The sequence below is a fragment of the Salicibibacter kimchii genome (genome assembly GCF_003336365.1).
Lineage (GTDB): Bacteria > Bacillota > Bacilli > Bacillales > Marinococcaceae > Salicibibacter > Salicibibacter kimchii.
Map to the genome: position 1 here is coordinate 2,090,787 of NZ_CP031092.1, position 22,332 is coordinate 2,113,118.

General features: G+C 44.5%; 21 protein-coding genes. 9 read left to right on the top strand and 12 right to left on the bottom strand.

What is annotated here, in order from left to right:
• The first annotated feature begins 75 nt into the window (after positions 1-75).
• Both DT065_RS10600 and DT065_RS10605 read left to right on the top strand, forming a co-directional pair.
• Entirely contained in the window at positions 76-666 is a 591-nt protein-coding gene (locus tag DT065_RS10600) for a copper resistance CopC family protein (RefSeq protein ID WP_114373200.1), read from the top strand.
• Positions 667-672: 6 nt separating this feature from the next.
• Positions 673-2,091: a CopD family protein gene (locus tag DT065_RS10605; RefSeq protein WP_114373202.1), complete on the top strand. Its 1,419-nt coding sequence runs from the start codon at positions 673-675 to the stop codon at positions 2,089-2,091.
• A 121-nt stretch (positions 2,092-2,212) separates the two neighbouring features.
• On the opposite strand, the gene DT065_RS10610 is transcribed toward DT065_RS10605, so the two are convergent.
• Both DT065_RS10610 and DT065_RS10615 read right to left on the bottom strand, forming a co-directional pair.
• Positions 2,213-3,595: a sensor histidine kinase gene (locus tag DT065_RS10610; protein WP_114373204.1), complete on the bottom strand. Its 1,383-nt coding sequence runs from the start codon at positions 3,593-3,595 to the stop codon at positions 2,213-2,215.
• Positions 3,592-4,266 carry a response regulator transcription factor gene (locus tag DT065_RS10615; RefSeq protein ID WP_114373206.1) on the bottom strand — a complete coding sequence of 225 codons (675 nt, stop codon included), beginning with the start codon at positions 4,264-4,266 and terminating at the stop codon, positions 3,592-3,594. The genes DT065_RS10610 and DT065_RS10615 overlap by 4 nt, the downstream gene beginning before the upstream one ends.
• A gap of 120 nt (positions 4,267-4,386) precedes the next feature.
• Here DT065_RS10615 and DT065_RS10620 point away from each other — a divergent pair, with 120 nt between their 5' ends.
• The 3 genes from DT065_RS10620 (at position 4,387) to DT065_RS10630 (ending at position 6,502) form a co-directional block, all read left to right on the top strand.
• Positions 4,387-5,475 carry an ABC transporter permease gene (locus DT065_RS10620; protein ID WP_114373208.1) on the top strand — a complete coding sequence of 363 codons (1,089 nt, stop codon included), beginning with the start codon at positions 4,387-4,389 and terminating at the stop codon, positions 5,473-5,475.
• A complete protein-coding gene (locus tag DT065_RS10625) occupies positions 5,472-6,173 on the top strand; it encodes an ABC transporter ATP-binding protein (protein WP_114373210.1) in 702 nt (233 codons plus the stop codon). The genes DT065_RS10620 and DT065_RS10625 overlap by 4 nt, the downstream gene beginning before the upstream one ends.
• A 128-nt stretch (positions 6,174-6,301) precedes the next feature.
• Complete coding sequence (locus DT065_RS10630) at positions 6,302-6,502, top strand: hypothetical protein (protein WP_114373212.1); 201 nt, start codon at positions 6,302-6,304, stop codon at positions 6,500-6,502.
• A 4-nt stretch (positions 6,503-6,506) separates the two neighbouring features.
• On the opposite strand, the gene DT065_RS10635 is transcribed toward DT065_RS10630, so the two are convergent.
• Positions 6,507-6,905 carry a DinB family protein gene (locus tag DT065_RS10635; protein WP_114373214.1) on the bottom strand — a complete coding sequence of 133 codons (399 nt, stop codon included), beginning with the start codon at positions 6,903-6,905 and terminating at the stop codon, positions 6,507-6,509.
• A 36-nt stretch (positions 6,906-6,941) separates the two neighbouring features.
• Positions 6,942-7,298, bottom strand: a complete 357-nt coding sequence (locus tag DT065_RS10640) for an MmcQ/YjbR family DNA-binding protein (RefSeq protein WP_114373216.1) — start codon at positions 7,296-7,298, stop codon at positions 6,942-6,944.
• A gap of 547 nt (positions 7,299-7,845) precedes the next feature.
• Between DT065_RS10640 and DT065_RS19325 the strand changes: the two genes are divergently transcribed.
• Positions 7,846-7,944 (top strand): putative holin-like toxin, encoded by a 99-nt coding sequence (locus DT065_RS19325; RefSeq protein ID WP_227002558.1) that lies wholly within the window; start codon positions 7,846-7,848, stop codon positions 7,942-7,944.
• 720 nt (positions 7,945-8,664) lie between these two features.
• Here the strand turns inward: DT065_RS19325 and DT065_RS10650 are convergent.
• The 4 genes from DT065_RS10650 to aroD form a co-directional block, all read right to left on the bottom strand.
• Positions 8,665-9,405: an SDR family NAD(P)-dependent oxidoreductase gene (locus tag DT065_RS10650; protein ID WP_114373218.1), complete on the bottom strand. Its 741-nt coding sequence runs from the start codon at positions 9,403-9,405 to the stop codon at positions 8,665-8,667.
• Between the two features lie 214 nt (positions 9,406-9,619).
• Positions 9,620-10,030: a GNAT family N-acetyltransferase gene (locus DT065_RS10655; RefSeq protein WP_114373219.1), complete on the bottom strand. Its 411-nt coding sequence runs from the start codon at positions 10,028-10,030 to the stop codon at positions 9,620-9,622.
• 245 nt (positions 10,031-10,275) lie between these two features.
• Complete coding sequence (locus DT065_RS10660; RefSeq protein ID WP_160112509.1) at positions 10,276-11,595, bottom strand: hypothetical protein; 1,320 nt, start codon at positions 11,593-11,595, stop codon at positions 10,276-10,278.
• A gap of 93 nt (positions 11,596-11,688) precedes the next feature.
• On the bottom strand, positions 11,689-12,453 hold the full coding sequence (gene aroD, locus DT065_RS10665; protein ID WP_160112510.1) for a type I 3-dehydroquinate dehydratase: 765 nt from the start codon (positions 12,451-12,453) through the stop codon (positions 11,689-11,691).
• A gap of 107 nt (positions 12,454-12,560) precedes the next feature.
• On the opposite strand from aroD, the gene DT065_RS10670 reads away from it, so the two are divergent.
• Complete coding sequence (locus tag DT065_RS10670; RefSeq protein WP_114373223.1) at positions 12,561-13,097, top strand: shikimate kinase; 537 nt, start codon at positions 12,561-12,563, stop codon at positions 13,095-13,097.
• 91 nt (positions 13,098-13,188) lie between these two features.
• Here DT065_RS10670 and DT065_RS10675 read toward each other — a convergent pair whose 3' ends face one another.
• The 4 genes from DT065_RS10675 to DT065_RS10690 all read right to left on the bottom strand — a co-directional run bounded on the left by DT065_RS10675 (position 13,189) and on the right by DT065_RS10690 (position 17,026).
• Positions 13,189-13,386, bottom strand: coding sequence for a helix-turn-helix transcriptional regulator (locus tag DT065_RS10675; protein WP_114373225.1), 198 nt, complete (start codon positions 13,384-13,386; stop codon positions 13,189-13,191).
• A 347-nt stretch (positions 13,387-13,733) separates the two neighbouring features.
• Complete coding sequence (locus DT065_RS10680; RefSeq protein WP_114373227.1) at positions 13,734-15,464, bottom strand: acyl-CoA dehydrogenase family protein; 1,731 nt, start codon at positions 15,462-15,464, stop codon at positions 13,734-13,736.
• A gap of 105 nt (positions 15,465-15,569) precedes the next feature.
• Positions 15,570-15,953, bottom strand: a complete 384-nt coding sequence (locus DT065_RS10685; RefSeq protein WP_114373229.1) for a MerR family DNA-binding protein — start codon at positions 15,951-15,953, stop codon at positions 15,570-15,572.
• 122 nt (positions 15,954-16,075) lie between these two features.
• Positions 16,076-17,026: a peptidoglycan-binding protein gene (locus tag DT065_RS10690; protein ID WP_114373231.1), complete on the bottom strand. Its 951-nt coding sequence runs from the start codon at positions 17,024-17,026 to the stop codon at positions 16,076-16,078.
• A gap of 372 nt (positions 17,027-17,398) precedes the next feature.
• On the opposite strand from DT065_RS10690, the gene DT065_RS10695 reads away from it, so the two are divergent.
• A complete protein-coding gene (locus DT065_RS10695) occupies positions 17,399-19,489 on the top strand; it encodes a transglycosylase domain-containing protein (RefSeq protein WP_114373233.1) in 2,091 nt (696 codons plus the stop codon).
• A 345-nt stretch (positions 19,490-19,834) separates the two neighbouring features.
• On the top strand, positions 19,835-22,267 hold the full coding sequence (locus DT065_RS10700) for a penicillin acylase family protein (protein ID WP_114376256.1): 2,433 nt from the start codon (positions 19,835-19,837) through the stop codon (positions 22,265-22,267).
• The last annotated feature ends 65 nt before the right edge of the window (positions 22,268-22,332 follow it).

Below are 22,332 nucleotides of genomic sequence, written 5' to 3' on the forward strand. Positions count from 1 at the left end.
CTTGTAACATACCTATATGTTAGGCTTGCCATAGAACATGGACATGCCATCCTTAAAAAATTGGGAGGGTAATAATTGAAATATTTTTACATTTTCATAGCTACGTTTTTGATGTCATTGGCCCTTGCGTCCGCGGCTTTCGCACACGCACATCCTGAAGATTTCAACCCCAAGGATGGTGCAACAGTTGAAGAAGAAGTTGAGACGATCACGGTTTTCTTCGATTCAGGCATTGAGTCGGCAACAACGGCTACGGTGGCCGATGATGAAGGAAACGAACATGAACTTGCTGACGAAACGATTGAGGGAAATGATTACATCGCTACCCTTCAAGAACCGCTACCATCGGGAGATTATACGGTAGAATTAACAGTGCTCGCGGAGGACGGGCATACGACCGAAGAAGCATTCACTTTTAGCGTGGATGCCAATGAGGCCGTTGAGGAAGAAGATGCTACAGAAGAAGAGGAAAATGGTACAGAAGAAGCTGAAACTGTTGAAGATGAGGCAGCTACAGAAGAAACCTCTGACGAAGAAAGCGCTGCTGCCGAGACAGCTGAAGGTGGTGATGACGGAGGTGCAGGAGGACTTCTGATCGGCGCTATCGGTATAATCATTGCCGGAGCTATCATCTTCTTTATATTCCGTGGCAGAAAGGCTGCATAAAAACCAATGGTCATCATTGCGAATGCGGTATTGTTCATCACTCTATCACTTTTTATCGGGATTCACATTCTCGAAGCTATATCTGACGATCAGCGGCCGACATTGCGCATTCCGAAATTTCTGCTTCCGGCACTTGCCATTACGATGATCGTTTTTAGCTTTATTCCGGTCGGCCTGATTGCGGAACAAACTGCTGCGATTTCATCGGAACCTTTTCCATCTGTCCTTGTTTCTAGCTTATTCGAGTTTAATATCGGACAAGGGTTTGTCGCGTTCGTCTGTTTTCTTATCATTGTACTCGTTGCACGCTTCACGTTAAAAGCTCGATCCCTTCTCCTACTCCCCGTTTTTGGAATGATTTTGGCTACGAGTTGGAGCTCTCATGCCGCATCCCTCTCTGATCAAGGCTATATATTCGATGTCTTGCACACGACATCAGCGTTATCGTGGACGGGGGTACTCCTCATTGCCAGCTTCTTCTCGATCGGGGAAACCCGCTGGCTCCGCTTTTTTCAATGGTTCACCCCATTTGCGATCACGATGGTGCTTCTTCTCTTCGTGAGCGGAATCGGGATGCTCACGTTCATTACCCCGGAGTACACGAATAGTTGGCTCCTTGAATACGGCCAATGGCAATTGCTGAAGCATTTGCTGTTCATTCCGCTCGTGTTCTATGGATTCGCCCATGGGTTTATCATGAAAAAAAGACTCGATAAACCTATGAAACATGGAAATAAACGCAGACCTCGCTCCTCTTTGCAAATGGAAAGCATCGTGCTTGTTGTTGTTTTTGTCGTCACAGCCATAATGGCTGAACAAGAACCGCCCCATGAAGTTGCGCAGACATTGGAGTTTACGGACGTCTCCGGATTGGCGAGCCAAATAATTGCATCGAACTTGCTTTCAGGTGAAATGGTCCTATGGACCCCGAATATCCCGACCATCCTGCTGGCCGGGGCAGCTATCACCATTCTCATTTTTCTCACCTATAGCGTCGGTACCAGGCGTCCTTTTTGGTTGGCGCCGATCTATATTGCCTTATTTGTGATGACGGGTTACGCGACTCTTATGATAGGTGCGGATGTTGAAACGATAGCCGAAGATACGCCTGAAGATCTTTCCACCGAACCGATTGAAGTTGAGGTATTAAATGATTCAGAGGCAACGGTCGGTGACGAATGGACGTTGCAAGCTGAAGTCACCCAGGAAAATAAACCGGTCGAAGATGCTGATTATGTCATTTTTGAAGTTTGGCACGATGAGGATGAACAAGGAGCCATGATTGATAGTGTACACGCCGGAAACGGGATATATGAAGCCGATTTTCAATTTCCGGACGTCTCGACCGTTTACATTCAACCACATGTCACCGCCAGAGGAATGCACCGTATGCCCGTGCACGAAGTGGAAGTTGTCGACGATTGATGATTGAGCGGGAAGCGATAATCGCTTTAGGGCGACCGAAAAAGCGATTGGTTCTCCTCCAATGCCGTTATTCAGAACGCATCCGCGATTATTCAGAACGGAAGGGCAAGAATGAAACAGATTAAATCACAGTTTTTAACCATATGCTCACCTTTGTACCAGCCCCCGGAGTGCTTTCAACATCGATCTTTCCATCGTGGAGGTCGATAATTTTTTTCACGATTGCAAGCCCAAGTCCTGTACTTCCTTTTCCAGGGGTGCGTGCCTGATCGCCCTTATAGAAACGGTCGAAAATTTTCTTAACCTCCTGGGGTGTCATGCCAACGCCGCTATCTTCAACTTCAACGTTCACATAATAACCTTCTCTTTGTATATTGATCCGGATGTCACCGCCGCTATTACTGAATTTGATGGCATTCGTCAACAGATTCGTCCATACTTGATAAAGGAGAGTAGCATCTCCGAGGACTTGTTCTGCTTTGCCTTCGATCTCAATATATAGCTCCTTTTCCTCCCATTGAAAACGGTGGGTTTGAATGATTTCTTTAACTTGTCCGTGAACATCCACGGGCTGCTCTTTTACAATTTTATCTTCGTTATTTAAGGAGGCAAGGATGAGTAATTGTCTGCTCAAAGAGGATAGCCGTCCGCTCTCTTTTTCTATAATTTTAATATACTTTTCCTTTTGATCTTCGTCCAATGCGGATTGTTGTAACGTCTGTGTGATCCCCCGGATCGTGGATAGCGGTGACTGGATTTCGTGGGACACATTGGAGACGAATTCTTGGCGCATCGCCTCAAGTTGGCGAAGATCCTTGCTCATGGATGTAAAATGTTTCGCCAGCTGTCCGATTTCATCTTTGCGCCTTACGTTAAGGTCAATGTCAAAGGACCCATCGGAAATTTGTTTCGTCGCCTCTGTTAAAGACGTCACCGGTTTGACGATTCGCCGAGCCGTCAGGGCAACGAAAAGAAAGCTTATAATCACCGTAAGGACGAGCAAAAGGGCGAGAAAAAAACGAAATTCCCCAAATTGTTGTTCATGATCGGGCCGGATAAACATCGCCGCAGTCCCTTCCGTAGTTTCAACCGGGGCCCCTACGGTATTTTCCAACACATTGTTAAAAAAACCCGTAACAAACAAACCGGCGGGTTGCTCGGAAACCCCGTGATATTCTCCACCTGCAAGAACATGTTCGACCTCTTCTACAGGAAGATCGTCATCGCGAAAACCGCTGCCATATTGGCGTGTGCTCCCATCTTCATGATACAAGACCAGTTGATAACCTAAGTGACCCACATGTGAAAAGTAACTTCCTTCAGCGCCTCCCACTTCATTTTCCGCGTATTGTTGAACCTCTTCCGCCATTTCCATAATCGCGGCATCGTTGGAGGGCTTTAAGTATAATTGGTAGTAACCATTGCTAATAAAAAAAGCGAGCAGACTGCTTACAATCATGACTGTGAACGTTGTGAGAACAATGCGGACGTAAAAACTTTTCACTCGTGAACCTCCATTTTGTACCCAACGCCACGGATTGTCCTGATTGAAAAAGCATCCGTTTCTTTTGAAAACCGTTCCCGCAATCGTTTGACATGCACATCGACGGTGCGGTCATCGCCGGTAAAATCGCTTCCCCATATGATTTCAATCAGCATTTCACGCGTAAACGTCTGATTCGGAAAGCTTGCCAGTTGAGCCAACAAATCAAATTCTTTCATAGGCAACATCATTGTTTTGCCATTACATTCGACCTCATAACTTTTACGGTTAATGGTCACTTCACCGACCATGATGATCTCTTGGTGAACATACTGAAACCGGCGCAACAGTGCTTTGATTCGGAAAATCAACTCTTTCCGCTCGAAAGGTTTGGTGACATAATCGTCCGTCCCTGCCGCAAATCCTTTCGCTTTATCTTCAAGTTCCCCTTTCGCCGTTAACATTATCACCGGAATATCATAACCCTCGCGAATATCTTTACACATTGCAAAACCATCAACCTTCGGCATCATAATATCGACGATGGCCAAATGAATCATTTCCTTCTCGAGGATCTTCAGAGCAACTTCCCCGTCTTCCGCTTGATAAACACGATACCCTTCATTTTGTAGATCTTCGCTGACAAATTCACGAAGGTGCGCGTCATCATCCGCGAGCAATAGTGAAATCATGCGAACCTCTCCTTCTACATTCATTATCTCTCAAAAGAAAAGCTTTAACAATTCCGTTTCTTTTTGTTCATATTGCGTTCATGGACATCTTTTAAAGTGATAACAAAGGGAGGTTATCATATGTTTTTAGCGATCAGAGAATTACTCTACTCCAAGCTAAGATATATCATGGTCGCGCTGATTATTTTCCTGCTTTCGTTCCTAGTTCTTTTCGTCTCGGGACTTGCACAAGGACTCGCTTATGATAATGCTTCGTCCATTATAAACATGGATGAAACGGCCGAGCATTTTGTCATGGACGATGAGGCAGGCATGCAACTCACGCGGTCATTAATCGATGATGAGGATCAAGAGATTGTTCAAAACAACATCGATCAAGCTGAAATCTTAGGGATCCATCAAGGAACGATTCAAGACGATGAAACGTCGCAAGCAGATATTGCCAAATTCTATCTTAACGATGACTCGGCCTTGTTCCCGGAGGTAACGGAAGGCGAAAAACCGTCTGGACAAAGAGAGATTCTGGCGGATGAGTCCCTTCAAGAAGAAGGGTTTCGTGTAGGCGATGAATTTTTGGAAGATACGACAGAAGAGATCTTTACGATCACGGGCTTTACAAACAACCAAAAATATAGCCACACGCCAGTGATCTATGTTACTGGGGAAGATTGGCTCGAAATGAGCGGCGGGGATGAACTGCTCGCCAGTGCCCTTGTTCTTCCGGATATCGGAGAAGAAACGGCAAGCACCCTAAACAGCCAATTGACCGATGCGGAAGTCGTTACTATCCAGGACTCCCTTTCCGGCATCCCCGGTTATAGTGAGGAACAAGGTTCATTATGGATGATGATCGTCTTTCTATTCATCATTTCAGCGTTCGTGCTTGCTGCTTTCTTTTATGTCATCACGATCCAGAAGCTGACGCAGTTTGGTATATTAAAGGCGATTGGCACGAAAGTAAGTGAATTGGCGAATACGATTCTTGTTCAGGTCGGCATTATATCGGTCGTCAGTGTCACTATGGGTATAGGAGTCACTTTTCTTGTCGCGGCCCTACTGCCGTCGGACATGCCTTTTATGTTGCCGTTTCATTTAGTAGCTTCTTTGGCAGGCATATTTATCGTCGTCGCCATCCTCGGTTCATTGCTTTCCTTATATAAAGTGAAAAAAATAGATGCCCTTGAAGCGATTGGAGGTATGGAAGCATGACAACGAAACTCTTAATGGAAAATATAGGTGTGGAATTTGGGGAAGGCGATAGAAAGACAACTGTCCTTGATGACGTAAATGTATCAGTAGATGCAGGTGAATTCGTGGCAATCACCGGTCCGTCAGGTTCAGGAAAAAGCACGCTCCTTTCGGTGGCAGGTGCATTGCTAACACCGTCCAAAGGAAAATTGCTGCTCGACGGTCAAGTCCTTTCACAATTAAATTCAAAAGAAAGCACGACTATGCGGTTGCATCAAATTGGGTTTATTTTTCAATCCGCTCATTTAATCCCTTATTTGCGTGTTAAGGACCAATTGCTTTATATCGCCAAAATCGCAAAAATCCCGAAACAAAAAGCTAAAAAACGTTCCGATGAACTGTTAAATATGCTTGGACTCAACCATCGTAAAAACCATTACCCTGTTAACTTATCAGGTGGGGAACGACAGCGTGTTGCCATCGCGCGGGCATGGATGAACGATCCGGAATTATTGCTGGCTGATGAACCAACGGCCAGCTTGGACGCTGCCAGAGGCCGGGAAGTGGTTGAAACACTGGCGTTACAAGTGAGACAACAACAAAAAGCAGCCGTCATGGTCACACATGATACTCGCTTATTCGATTTATGTGACCGCGTGATCACCCTCTCGGACGGCAATATTGAAAAGATGCAAACGAAGGATCCGATACACTCGTGACATCCTCTCGACATTGAAAACATGTGGATAAAAAAGGAGTTGCCCGCTTCTGAGGAGGTTGGCTAAGCATTACCAATATCACCTTTAGTATTGCAACAGCCGTATTTTATTTTCAACTGGGAAGTGTAATGGCACTTCAATTTGGAGTGATTTATGCAATTATTGTTGTACAAAAATCTTTTCGACGGATGCAAAAATGTGCGACTCCTTGTTCAGCTAAAGCGTTCCGTTACTGGAACATTCCTTATATCAACATTCGCCTCAAACATAACGCTTGGTTTAGACAAAACCAAGCGTTTTTATTTTCTACAATTGATTTAAAGGAATAACTGGTTACATATGCGAATCCTGAATCCATTGTTTTGGTACCTTAATGTTTGCTTGATTCAGGGCAACAAAGTACTGCCCTTGATGAATGCCTTCATGTTGAACTGCAGTGTTTAGAAGCTCTACTACAGATAAAGATTCTTCACCCATTTTAATACGTTGATTACTCGTTTGTGTAAATGCAAAAGCTAAGTCATTCATTGATCTGTCCAATTGCTCAATTAAATTTTCGTCACTTATTGGAAGATCACCTGGAAATTCTACGATGCCAGTTCTTAGTCCGTCCCTATAAATATTTCTAACACGAATGATATGAATAAATAATTTTCTTAGTGACCCTACTTCTTCAATCAACTTAATATCCCATTTATTCTTCGGAATTTCTTTCGCTAAAGTTTTGGTCATCTTAGCTGCATAATACGGAGTAGGTGGGGATTTTTTTCACTTGGTTAAATTAAAGCTTTGCTCAATTAAGTTGTAAATTTCTCCTTCTTGATCAATACGTTCTAAAACAAGTGAAATCCAATGTTCTTTATCCATATGATACCCAGGTAAAATATCTCGTCCATTTCTTAAACCTCCGGTTAATTCAGGTGGACATTTTAGATTCAAAATATCGATTTTCTCATTTCCATCTAATCCTATTTTCCCTGGTAGTACATTCATGACAAGACCATACCATTTTCCGTTGGATGCATGTCTTAAAGCAGCATAGTTTGGAAATTGCTTAAACGGGTAATCAGGTAATGTACCGTAAGTTTCTTTGACGTGTTTGAAGATATCCCCTCTAGTTAACATACTGAATAATTCCTCCAACTGCTTTAATCGACTTTGTTCACTTAGTTTATGCACGACCTTTTTTTATTTTCTTCCCTTATTTTACCCGACATATATAGCTTATCTTTCCGAAGTAAATAAACATTCCTACTTGATAATGTAAAATCACGAAGAAAGTCAAATGTGCCGTAACTTCATCCCAAAATATAAGGCCAAAAATTTGTTGCTCTTAGGAACGATCATCCTTTTTTTAGCATCATTCTTTTTTATTTTCACGTTTCAAACTAAATATAAAAAGTTCTTGTTCAAACACAACCTTATGCCATTAATTGGCCTCTATTCTTTAGGAGAGCGTATTCCCTGTATGGCGCGGTCAAGCAAAGAAAAAATGCTGGAGGATAATGCTGAAAACCCTTGAAATCACAGGATTTGTTTGTATAAACCTTTACAAAAATAGAGGTCATTTATGTGCGTCTATGTTATAATAGAAAATAGATACGCATTCGATTAATCAATTCTCGATAATGGATAGGGTGATTGGAGTTGTCCCCCGAAAGGGGGTGATTCCATGACAACATTCCAGGTTTTGACGCTTATGGTGTCGTCATCCACGATGATCATAATGCTCATCGCCGTTGTTGTCGCTATTTTCAACCAAAAAAAATAGCCCCCTGTCCACCAAATAGGTAAGGGCTATTTTTCTTAAAGAGAAGATAACGCCAATCCCCTATTCAGAGAATGGGTATCTACTCGACCACAGCTGTCACTGTGGTCGTTTTTTATTGTATGTGCCGTTTCTTGTATTATACCACATTTCCACGAAAATGAAACAGTTCATATCGAATTACCAATCCCGTCCCGATAACGACCGGTAATCATCAATGCGCTTGGCATGGTGGGAGAAGGGTTTTTAATTCCTCACTACGTTTGTTTCCTTCCCATCATAATCCGTGATTTCGCGCCGGAATTCATCAATAAGGCCGGATGCTTTCCATGAAACTTAAATTGATCTTCAACAATCGCGCTTCGATTGCTTAAAATCCTCAACTTGACCAAATCCATTATCCTAATATCGTTACACAAAATTGTTGACTTACCTGCATAATTTAATAACAAGCACAACAAGTTCAATGGTTAGAGATGTTAAAAGACCGCAGAAGTATGAAACCTAATTTGCAGGTAATATGTAATCAACCATATTGAAAAGATAATAACTGGAATAATGATTTTATAATTCTTATAGTTGCTACTTGAAAATCAGAACTAAACAAAAATCATTTGATTCCTCACGTAGAATAGCCTAAACCTATCTTCTAGGTTGCTTTTCAAATTGATTTATTTTCTTGTATTGTATCTCTTATACTTTTTTCAAACTGCTTTGTTATTCTTAACGCCCAACAGTCCAGCCACCGTCAACCTTAATTTCAGCCCCATGCATATAATCTGATTCATCAGAAGCTAAGAAAACTGCTACTGCCGCAATTTCCTCCGGTTTTCCGGCCCTACCTGCAGGAATATCGTATAGTCTCTCCTCTTGAATTCCTTCAGTCATAGGTGTCTCAATGAACCCTGGTGCGATTAAATTAGCTTTTATTCCCTTATTACCAAAATCAAAAGCCAATTGTTTTGTAAACCCATTTATAGCATGTTTGCTCGTTACGTAAGTGTTACCACCTGCACCGGCAATAAATGTAGATTGCGAACCGACATTAATAATATTTCCTTTGCCTTTCTCTAAAAATATAGGCATAACGGCTTTCGTGGCAAGGTATGGCCCCTTAACATTTACATCCATTAATTTATCAAATGTTTCTTCGTCCGTTTCAACGACATTTTCATAGGCATCATGAATACCGGCTCCGTTATACAATACATCAATCGTGCCGTATTCTTCTACTGCTTTATTAACACCATCTTCGATTGATGTCCGATTCGTTATGTCAATTTTTACAAATATTGCTTCTCCATTATTCTGTTCAATATCGTTAACAATACGTTGACCTTGATCTTCTTCTAAACCAACAACGATCACCTTAGCCCCTTCTTTTGCAAACATTTTGGCTGTAGCTTCTCCAAGGCCTGATGTACCACCGACTATCACTCCAACTTTATCGTCTAATTTTCCCATTCTTATTTCCTCCCTTATCATTCTATACACTATTTATTGTAGAACTACATCGCAAAAAAATAAACGTTATTGCTTAGTGATAGGTTAAAAAAACTCGTATCTGAAATCTCTCCACACAAGGTTACATTTTTATTTATTCAACATTTTAACCCTAACTATACGCAAGATGGGCGCTCATTTATTCCGTTCTTGTGCCCGATTGCAGAAGATAAATCTAATACTTTTTAAACATCCCCTGTGATCTAGGATAGGTGTAGCTAAATCCAAATTGTTCATAAAGTTTGTTGGCTGAACCATCAGCTATCAAACTTACATAAGAACCGGGATACGTGTTTTCGTCTAGAAAGTTCATTAGTTTTTTCATTATCAACTTTGCTAGTCCTTGTCCTTGATAACTTGGTTTTACCACGATATCCACTACTTGAAAAAAAGCACCGCCATCACCGATGACACGACCCATCCCAATTAATGTTTTTTGATCATAGATACATACTGCAAACAATGAATTCTTTAAACCAACGGTTGAGGCTTCTTGCGACTTCCCACTTATGCCTCCTTCCAAACGTAAGTCATTATATTCCATAGGATTCGGCGGTTCATAGATAATTGTAAAATTGTCGTTCATTGTTATTTTCCTCCGTATATTCTACATAGGAATTTTTAAACTGTATTGTTCTTTATGAATAAGAGGCTCTGGCAGCCGTTGTTACACAATCTGGCCCGATCGTATTGCGGAAGACGTATTACAAAAATTTAAGCTATTGTTGCTCAACTTTTTTTCCATAATTTTTTTATATTATAGCATTATCGGAGCATTTTGAGGGAGCAAAGTTAAATCGTGTAACCCTCTCCACTCCCCTGCTCTCTGTTTTAACTCATCAGAACCGAAAACCCATAAGCGACTAAAATAATAAACGTGAGAAATACCAGCGCAAAAGGGATGTTTCGCTTAATGATCGCGTATGGACTTACTCTTAATTGCATCGAGAGGATGGTCGGCGTAACATTAAGCGGTCCAATCATGATCGTGCAAAGACCTGCGCCAATCAACAAGATGCTGACTCCATATGGATACGCCGCGACTACATCACCAAGAAATGGCGTAATTAGTGCGATGGAAATCAACGGATGAAAACCGATCAGGGCGAGGCCGAAAATAAAAAAGCCGATAATCGCATAAAAAAGCAAAACCGTGTAATTTTGATAAACGTGATCGAGCATTGTTTGCACCTGATCAAACACACCGGTATATGGAAAAACCTCCACGAAAAAGCCGGCAGACAAAAACAAGAAAAACAGGCCGTGCATGTTCTTGGCGTTGGCTTTCACACGGGTAAAAGCGAGCGTCCGAAAGCGTTTCCCCCTTTTTATAAACAATGCCCATCCAATCGTAAAAGGGACGATTAAGGTCGTTACGGTAAATAAGAAGGTATGTGTCCCGAAGTTGTTAAAGAGGAGCACAAGCAAAATAAAAACCGTGATCGCGAGTGCCATTTGCCTAAGTTTTTTCGCTATCTGCTTAGGCTCAAACATCTCTCCTGCTTCCAGCGCTTCAATGTGAATCCCTTTGTAGCGCTTGCTATGCAAATACCAATCCACGCTCATGAACAGAATGCTGATCACGAACAATGTAGGCAGCAACGTCAAATAGCTTTGCCCGGTAATGTCGATACTCGCGGCAACGATAATCTCCGTTGGGCTCCACAACAACACGAATGCATAAGCCCGAAGCAAACTGTGAGAAAAAAACTGCTGGATTTTTTCTTTGCCAAGCGATTTAATCTTATCATTCACCGCTGAAACGACAACCGGTATCGTCGCAACGTTCAAAAATAACGTGAGCATATAGGTGACGAGCGACGTCCGCTTGTAAAGAGTGGTGGCCGGCGGCCGCGGACCGCTGCTGATCATGCTTCCCAGCGCTTGATCATAACGGCCAATGGCAATCACCACGCTCATACAAGGCAATACAAACAACAAGGACAGTAATCCGGCCAGTGATCCAAACAACGACAAAAAAGGCTCATCAATCGGGGCAACGGTTATGTAAGAAATCACCGCGAGCATCAAGAAAGAAAGGCCCACCCATCGATACAGCGGACCTGTCTTGTTTACCGTTAATAAAATAATCACGATCGAACTGATGCCGATCACATAGTCCAAAAACTCCAAGGCAACAACTTCACTCAATAAGTAACTGATCACTAAGATAAAAAATAAATAAAATATCGAAAACACCCGCTTTGTTGGAGGTGAGAAAAAAACCTTCGCTTTATTCTATGATCACATATTCCGATTCAGAATACGAAGGACTTGCTCAACGTCCGCGACCGGGATTTGTCCAGGCGCTGAGGCTTGCGCTCCGGAGGCAAATGTAAGCGCAGAGCCGAACACGCCTCCTGCCAAACGTGAAATCATGCCGTTCACGCCCATTGCCATCGAAATGAGGGGGATCGGAATCGTACGGCTCATTTTTTCCGTTACTTGCAAAAGGGTAAGTACATCCGTTTTTGATTGGGGCATCACGGCTATCTTGGCGACATCGGCCCCCAAATCCACAGCTTCACGTATCTTTTCTTCCAACCGTTGTGCCGGAGGCGTTTCAGTAAAATTATGATGAGAGAGAATGACGTCAATCTCCTGGTTCCTCGCTTGCTCGATTAAATGTTGCGTGTTTTTTTCCGACTGCCGCAGTTCTATATCGATCCCGTGAACAGCCGCGCTTGCGATGACGGCTTCATAAAGCTGCACAACCTCATCCTCATTGAGAGAAACCGCTTGCCCTCCTTCTGCTTCGGAACGTTTCGTGAACAATAACGGACGTGTTGTTTCTCGATGGATCTCTTCCGCGATATCAATAATCAGATCCACATCTCGATTTTTTTCAAAGTAATCCACGCGCCATTCCAAGAGGTCTACTGTCTTTTTTCTCAACTGTTTCCATTCATCCTGCAAAGCCTCACGGTTCTTTCCCATTAACGGAACACAAATCTTTGGATGAACCGCTTCGTCACCTTTTCGCGTATGTAGCTGTAACCCCATGCTCATATTCATTCCATCTCCTTTCCTACCATTTTCCACTTTCAATCGTTACTTTTCAATCGTGATTTGCTACAATGGCAATCAAAAGAGGATAGGAAAGCGGGGTTATTTGTGTGGCAACATCGATAGACGAAACGATTCTGCTCACCGGCTTCATGGGTTCCGGTAAAACGATGATCGGGGAAGCGTTGGCGAAAAAATTAAACAAACCGTTTGCGGATATTGATAAAATCATCGAGGAAAAGGAAGGCATGCCGATCAAGGACATTTTTAAAAAGGAAGGAGAGGCTGCGTTTCGCGCGAAAGAAAAAGCGGAAATCACCAATTATCTAACAGAAGCTTCCGCTGGAAATGCCGTCGTTTCTGTCGGTGGCGGGTCCTTTCTTCAAAAAGAGATACGCAACATTTGCATGAAAAACGCCACGGTCGTTTTTTTACATATCTCTTGGAGCGCGTGGCTCGAGCGGTTGGATATGCTCGTTGAGACCCGACCGGTGCTGCACGGGCGAACCATTTCGGAAATCCGGACGCTTTACGATGACCGCCAAGCCATTTATGACCAGCATCACTACCGTGTCACCGTCGATGGCCTCGATCCCGAAGAGGCGAGTGATAAAATTATTTCGGCATTTCAGGATAAGTCTATATAGTATATCAGCCGATTCTTATGTTTTATCAGCCGAAATCATCCATTTATCAGCCATTTAGGAAATTTCCTCCCGCTTAAGCAGGGAGGATTTACTATTCCTCTTCCCAAAACAGATCATCCAACGTCTTGGACAAAGCTTTGCAGATCGCGATGCATAACGCAAGGCTGGGATTGTATTTTCCCAGTTCAATCAGGCCGATCGTCTGGCGCGAGACGCCGACAAGTTTTGCCAACTGCGCTTGGGATAAGTCCTTTTCCACTCTTGCAACCTTCATTTTTATATTCTTCATTTAATCTTCCTCGTTTTTACTGGCGATCCGCTTGCTGTTCAACTTCGCCAGCAGGGAAGGGACCCCTATCACCGTAAGGTAGGGTCAAATTAAATAATTAAAATAGCAGTGTTGTATTGGAATTATATTCATTTACAGTTAAAATAGATTTATAAAAGCTAATTACCGTGGGCAGGGGGCGCACCGTTGTCACCTTTTACCAAAGATATAGGGTAGAAAATGATTTATGTGAGTAACAGGGCTGAGGTGGAACACCGCCCCCCCAACACATGCTCACTGCCTTAACGCTTTTAACCCCCTCCCGTTAATAACCTAATCTCCCCACAAACTCGGGGAGATTTATAGGATTATTGAAAACAGACAAGCTGCGCAAAGACTTCATCGCTGATGCCAGTCTCCGAGAGAATACCGCGATCCGCCGGCTGGCTAAATTTTAGTTTCACCCATTGCTCCGCCGCAGTAGCTCTACGATCATCGCTCACGTTTTCGATGTCATACTGGGCCTCTTCCAGCAGGTGCACACCAGCATAGACATCGTACATGAGATCGGCCAATTTTTTAGCTATTGCTTGTTGGCGGCGCTCATCTTCGTTGTGAAGACTTTCAAAGAGTTCTGTCAGTCGATTCACTTCTGCCGACAATTGCGCTTTGCTTTTTTCAAGCTCCGGGTGACGGACTGTATCGAGCGTGCTGTGAAGATCCTCCAAAAAAGGTTCTGCTCCGCCTTTTTGCAACGTTTTTAACACTTCAAGCGCCTGTATATTGGCCGTTCCCTCCCATACCGGATTCACGACCGCATCCCGGAGCAGTCTCGGTGTGACGTATTCTTCAATATAGCCATTGCCCCCATGCAGTTCAAGGGCTTCTTTTGCAGCAGATACACCGAGGTCACTGCCACGGTATTTGGTAAGAGAAAGCAGTATACGCATCAATGCGTAGTTTCCTTTAGAATCGTCCCCGTAGGTATGGACATCATCAAATTTCCGAATTGTTTGCGCGGTAATCGCCCAACCGGCTTCTATTTCCGCGATCATATGAACGAGCGTTTCCTGCACCATGGGGAAACGATTGATGGTTTCTCCAAACGCTTCTCGGTGGCTCGTATAAATCGCGGCCTCCAGAAACGCTCTTCGTGCAATGCCAAGTCCGCCGAGGGCCGTGCCGAGACGGGAAACGTTAAGCGCCTCCGCCATATATTTAAACCCTTGACCTTCTTCCCCGATTAAGTAACCGACTGCTTCATTTAATTCCAACTCTCCACTAGCGACCGCCCGCACGCCTAATTTATCTTTTAAACGGCGGATGGTTATATTGTTTCTTGAACCGTCAGGAAGCGTTCGCGGCATTAGAAAAAGCCCTAACCCACGGGTGGAAGGTTGGTCATTGACACGGGCCAATGTGATCGTCACTTCTGCATCACAATTACTGGCAAACCATTTTTCTCCGCTAAGCAAGTAATGACCGCCTTGTTTAATGGCGGTTGTCTCGGTTGCACCCACGTCCGAGCCTCCTTGGATCTCAGTGAGAAACGTGCCCCCTTGTTCGTGGGTTTCAGGGTCCGTTGAAGCTAATAAAGACAAATAATCCTCCTGCTGTTTTTTATTCCCGAATTTTTCAAGCACAAAGGCAACTGACTGTGAAAGACCCACGGGACAAGTGAAACCTGACTCCGCTTCGCAAAGCAGATATAGAAGCGTCGCGTTAACCATAAAAGGAACTTTTTCCGGGGCCTGATCATCATAACGATAGGAAACAACCCCTGTGCCGTAACCGTCTTTAACCGTTTGCAAATAACCTTCGTTATACCAGACCTTGTTAATTTCTTCGCCTTTCTTATTATAACGGATGAGTTGGGGAGCGCCCGTTCTGTCCGTGTGCCCCGCCCGTTGGTCGATCGAACCGGAAGCCAGTTTCCCGGTTTTTGAAAAATCTGATTCTACATAGTTCAACATTGATGCTGACAAATATCGCTCTGCATACCGCCGTAAAATCGGATCGTCGTCATACCAATTGGCATCGTTGCCCGTTTCCCATTTCGTATAATCAATACCTGGTTGATTTTGTACACTTTTTTGCACCGTTTACATCTCCTCTTCCCTTTTGTTTTAGTAATCAAGTACGCCGATTACGTTTGCTTGCTTACTACCAAGGTGCTTCACCAACACCTCCTCGCCCTCCCGTTGTTATTCATTTTCAAATTTCTCACGATATGCCAAAATATCCGCCTTTGCCGTTTGTAACTCCAGCAATTTTTCGTCAATTTGTTGTAATTTTTGATCGGTTATTTCTAATATTTGTTTTTTCTCTTTCTGCCCTTTAGGATTGGTCTCATATAAGTCAACCATCTCTTTGATTTCCTGCAAACTAAATCCTAAACGTTTCCCCCGGAGAATTAACTTCAACCTCCGACGTTCACTATCGGTAAAGGAACGTTGTTCACTAGGTTCCTCACGGTCCGCTGACTTGATCAAACCCATTTCTTCATAATAGCGAATCGTTCTTGAACTAATATCAAATAATGAAGCCAATTCCTTGATAGAATATTGCTTATGCCGGCACGCGGACATATCTTCCACCCCTTATAAGTTTACGTTAACGTAAACGTAAACTTATTAAGAGATTATCACCCAGGCTTTGGTGTGTCAATGCAAAAAATCCCTTGCTATAGTTATAGCAAGGGATTGAATGCTTAATCCAAAACGGTTACTTCAACATCCTGAACACCAAACGCTTCAGCTTCTTCTTGGCTTGGATAATGGAGATCGACTTTTTCGCCATTAATAGCGCCGCCGGTATCCCCTGCAACAGCTTCACCATATCCCTCGACATGGACCGTAGAGCCGAGCGGAATAACATTAGGGTCAACTGCTACAACATTTGCATCGCGGTTGTTGTTCAAATCAATGCCTGTTGCTGTTACACCACTGCAACCTTCACAATTCGCAGTGTATGCCGTAGCTTCCATCGTGTACGTTTCGCCTTCCGCATCGGAAGATGATTCATCGTTTGATGTGGAAGCTTCATCGCTTGGTTCTTCCTCTGTAGCTTCTTCTTCCGTCGTTTCCTCTTCTACTGTCTCTTCTTCAACAGCCTCTTCTGTGCCGTTTCCTTCCGTCGTTTCTTCAGAACTTTCATAGTAAAGCGCTCCGAAAGTCTCGGGACCGGCTAAACCATCTACTTCAATTTCGGCATCAGACTGAAAGGATCTCACTGAATCATCGGTTTCCGAATCAAAATGACCATCTAAGGATCCATCATAATAACCGTATGCTTGTAATGTTTCCTGTAGATCAGCGACGAGCGGATAGTCATCGCCTTTTTCCAAAACTTTTATTGCACCGAGCGTTTGAACACCGGCCATGCCGTCAACCATCAAATCATGATCCTCTTGATAATTTTTAACGGCATCGGACGTTTGATTGTCATAAACGCCACTTACATCCCCTTGTTTCAGGTAACCTTCTTCTTGAAGCGATTCTTGAAGGTCTTCGACGTGAGTAGACTCTACTCCTTCCGTTAATAACTTGCTTTCGGTGTCACCGGCCTCTGTGACAACCGGCAAAGCAAAGAAAATTAATCCAGCCACAAGAGCGGACAATATATAATTATTTACCCAATTTGGTGTTTGCATTTCCAGCATGTGTTAAATCCTCCTGTTGGTAAGATTATTGAAGTTATCAGTTAACCAACTTGTGAGAGCATAACAAGCAATGAAAATTTAGACAAGCAGTTTTCAAAGAATTTAATGAAACTGCAAACAATTTGTTAAAGTAGTCATCACTTGTCAATAACAGTAATTAGGAAAGCGTGCACCTCGATCTTCTCGCATACCCCCACCGGATCGAACAACCCTGAAATATATCAGCCGAAATCATCTATTTATCAGCCATCCGATTCCCTGCTCATACTGTATATCACCTCCAAAATGACTTCATATCCTACGTTTATTTTCCTCCCAAAAAACCGACACTGCTAACAGACTCATATATTAATCATAGATGGGGTGCTGGCAGTGCAAATCGCAACGCGGCGGCAAAAAACACACAGACGTAAATGGCGATTGCTTTTCCGATTGACAATCGGGATGGGGATTCTTGGAGCGCTTGGGTTGCTCGTTATTTTCGGCATTGCGTATGCGCTTGGACCGCCGCCGATGGAACTTTCGCAATCAACGACGATTTATAGCAGCGACGGTGAAGTTATTAACGAACAGCATCAAGGACAAGAACGGGAATGGACGGAGCTGGACGACATTTCTCCCCATGTGGTCGATGCTTTTATCGCTGTGGAAGACCGGAAGTTTTTCGACCATCACGGGTTTGATTACACGCGCATCGGAGGCGCCATTTTGACTAACATTCAATCGATGTCCATGTCACAAGGAGCAAGTACGATCACGCAGCAATATGCTCGTAATTTATTCTTAAATCATGATAAGACGTGGGATCGAAAGATCCGTGAAGCGCTTTACGCTCTCCGTTTGGAATGGCATGTTCCGAAAGATGATATCCTGGAGGGGTATGTCAACACGATTAATTTCGGCCATGGCGCCTATGGCATTGAACAAGCCGCGCAGATGTATTTTAATACAGCAGCTTCTGAGTTGAATGCCGCCCAGTCTGCTTTGCTCGCTGGCTTGCCGCGAGGGCCTTCCTACTATTCTCCTTACGTTTATCCAGATCGAGCGGAGGACCGCCAACAAATGATCTTGGATATGATGCACGAGCAGGGAGCGCTTGACAGTCCCGAATATGAAGAAGCACTCGACGATAACCTGACGTATGAAACAGCGGAAGAAGAAACACTTGAAACGACGGCACCCTACTTTCAAGATACCGTTGAACGAGAACTCGTGGACCGCTATGATCTCGACCCTGATGTGCTCGAGGCCGGTGGTTTGCATATTTATACGACCATTGATCCAGGGATGCAAGAAAGTACGGAACGTTACGTGGAGGCCGAACTGCCAAAAGATGATCCGTTGCAAGGGGCTGCCGTGTCTGTAGACCCGACAACCGGCGATGTGAAAGCGATGGTGGGGGGGAAGAATTACAGCGAAAGCCCATTCAATCGCGCCGTTGATGCGCATCGCCCTCCGGGTTCTGTATTTAAGCCGTTTCTTTACTATGCAGCACTTGAAAATGGTTTTACCGCAGCAACACCGCTCAAGAGTGAGCCAACATCTTTTCCTAACCCGCATGGAGATGACAGTTATGAACCCGGCAATTTTGCTGATATGTACGCAAATGATTTTATTACGTTAGCACAGGCAATGGCCTATTCCGATAATATCTATGCCGTGAAAACCAATGCCTTCCAAGAACCGGAATCCCTCGTAGAAACCGCGAAAGCGGCAGGGATTGAAAGCCCGCTATCGGCAAACTTATCGTTAGCGCTCGGCACGTCGGAAGTCAACGTGTTGGAACTGACAAAGGCTTATAGTCCGTTTGCAAACGGAGGCGAGCAAGTGGACCATCGCTTGGTTGAACGTGTGGAAGATCACGAAGGCAACGTATTGCTGGAAACCGAGCCGGAAAAGCAGCAAGTGTTTGAACCTGAACTCGCCTATATTACGACCGATTTAATGAAGCTGATGTTCGATCCATCCATGAATGATTATGCGGCTGTCACCGGCCATTCCATTGCCCATTTGCTGCAAAGACCGGCCGCGGGAAAAAGCGGATCAACCCCATCGGATAGCTGGATGGTCGGATTTACACCCGAACTCGTAACCGGTGTCTGGGTCGGTTATGATGACAACACCGCGCTTGATCACGGTGAACACGGACAGATCGCTAAGCGCATCTGGGTAAATGCCCTGGAAAGTGGATTAGATGGCCATCTCAAACAGGACTTTTCAACACCTGAGGGAGTCGAAGAGGTGGACATAGATTTGGACACCGGGTTGTTAGCCGACGACGCTTGCGGCCCTTCTTATACCGTTTCTTTTTTGGAAGAAACGGCACCGGAAGAATATTGCGTCGAAAATCTTGATGATGAAGAAGCGGAAGAAGGTGCGCGCGAGGAACGAAAAAATAAAGAGAGTGAAAAACTTATGGATAAATTAAAACGCTGGTTTGGCAATGATGAGGCCGAGTTATAGCTCGAATTGGGCGACAGGTGCTCTAGTGTGCCGATCAGCAGAATAGGGCCAAAGGACACGGCCTGTTTGTCCTCACCTCTTCCCGGGTGAGGAGATTTTTTTGATCTTTTTTCCGGATACATGACGCTTCTACGAATTTTTTGCCGGAATCCATAAATGTTCCATGGCGACGCTGGGGTCCACCTTTTCACGGACTCGGGCTTCATAAACGCTTCATGGCCACGCTGGGCGTTCCTAGATCGTTTAATTATCATTTTCTACCACCCATCTACCTTCATTTGCAAACAACATGCAGGATTTTTGCTTCAATACAGAGAATCTATGAAAAAAGGCGGTGACCAACGAATGAACAACGGAGTACATATCAAAGAAAAACCACATAGGCAAATGTCGCGCTTTTGGAAAATAACATTGGCTATCTTACTTGGCATTATTTTATTGGTAAGCGCGGCCGCTGTTTGGGCTTACTTCCAACTGACGAGCGGATTGCCGCAAGTGGAAGGTGAATCTGAAGTTTCAGGTCTAGAATCCGAGGTAGATGTCTATCGGGACGAAAACGGTGTCCCCCATATCGAAGCGGAGAATGACCGGGATTTGTATTATGCGCAAGGGTTTGTGACCGCCCAAGATCGAATGGTTCAGATGGACCTGAGTCGCAGACAGGCGTCAGGCACACTCAGTGAAGTCATCGGTGAAGATGCCCTGGATGCGGATCGATATTTTCGAACATTTGGATTGCGGCGAGCAGCTGAAGCTTCGATGAGTGCTTACAGTGATGAAGCTTTTGAGGTTGCCGAAGCCTATGCAGAAGGGGTTAACGATTATATTTCACACATGATTTCAGAAAATGAAATGCCCGTGGAATTTCGACTTCTCGGGTATGAACCCGAACCCTGGACAGTGCTTGATTCTTTAACGATTGGAAAATTTATGGCTTATGACCTTGGCGGAAATTGGCAGGGGCAGGCATTTCGACATTGGCTCACAAACAATGTAAGTGAAGAAGAGGCACAAGATTTAATGCCAACATACCCCGAGGATGGACCCGTCATTCTTGATGTAGCCAAAGACACGAATGTTGATATCGAAGAAGCCTTTGCCGATGTAAGCGAATATTTGCCTGAACCATTCAATGGCAGCAATAATTGGGTTATTTCCGGGGATCACACAGAATCGGGATCACCACTTCTGGCGGACGATCCCCACCTCTCGCTCGACACCCCTTCCATCTGGTATGAAACCCACTTAAAATCACCATCGGTAAACGTGACAGGGGTTATTTTTGCCGGTGTTCCCGGCATTATCCTCGGTCACAATGCAGACATTGCTTGGGGAGTAACGAATGTAGGTCCGGATGTACAACAATTGTATATGGAACGACGACATCCGGAGGACCCTTACCAATTTTTATATGAAGATGAATGGTACGATGCTGAAGTCGTTGAAGAAGAAATCGAGGTAGATGGATATGATGAGCCTTTTTTACATGAAACGATCATTACGCGCCACGGCCCATTGATCTCCGAATATGCCCATGAAGAAGGAGCAGCCGGAGATGATGCGCTTGCGCTAAAATGGACCGCCCATGACCCTTCCCCGGAATTCGAGGCCTTGATGGGAATCAATCGGGCAGATGATTGGGAGAGCTTCACAACTGCACTGGAAGACTTCCACGCACCTGCGCAGAACTTTGTGTTTGCCGATACGGATGGCAATATCGGCTATCGGGCAAACGGGAAGATTCCGATTCGCTCTGACGATGAGGACGCGTTATTCCCTGTTCCCGGTTGGACCGGGGAGCATGATTGGGAAGGGTTTATCCCGTGGGATGAATTGCCGACAATTGAAAATCCGGAATCAGGCATGATCTCAACCGCCAACAATCAGATCGATGATGAAGAATATGAATATCATCTAACCCACACGTGGGCGCAGCCTTACCGCCATGAACGCATTTTACAAATGCTTGAGGGCGGCGACAACTTTACTGCTGAAGATATGAAAGCCATGCAAATGGACGTGCAAAATTTACAGGCAAGTGAATTCGTCCCCTTATTAATGGAAGGAGTTGCGGATGAGGAATTGCGAGAAATCGATGAAGAAGCGCTTGAAGTGTTAAGTTCTTGGGACGAGAGGGATATTGCAGATGAGAGTGGACCCCTGATCTTCCATTTATGGATGAGCGCGATCCCCCAAGTCTTATTTGCCGATGCCATTCCCGAGAGCGTTCTCGATATTTTTGAAGGACAACCGGGCATTGTGGACCAACTCTTGCGTGATGCTGCAGACGGTAATCCGGGACCGTGGATGGAAAAAAACGGAGGGCTTTCCGAAGTGACTACGGAAGCCTTACAACGAGCAGTAAATTACGCAGTCAATCATCAGGGAGACACCCCGGAAAATTGGCTTTGGGGAGATTATCACCGTTCGACTTTTGCCCACCCATTCGGTGATGTAGGGCCACTCGGGATTCTCTTTAATGCTTCTCCCGAAGCCGTGGATGGGAGCAGCATTACGGTGATGGCAGCCAGTTATGACGAAGAAACAGGAGACACAAATCACGGAGCAGGTTGGCGAGGCGTGATGGATCTGGCTGATTTAAGTGAAAGTGAACACATCGTCGCACCGGGGCAATCCGGCCATGTGATGAGTGACCATTATCACGATCAGGTCCCTGATTGGGTGGAAGGAGATTACCACAGAACATCCATCGAACCAGACGATTATCAGTCCGAGAGCAAGCACTTGCAATTGGTTCCGAAAAATAACGCAGATTGAATGATGCAACCATCCCCATTCTTAGTAAAAATTAGCTTTCCAAGTTCTTATGGCGGAAGCCGTGG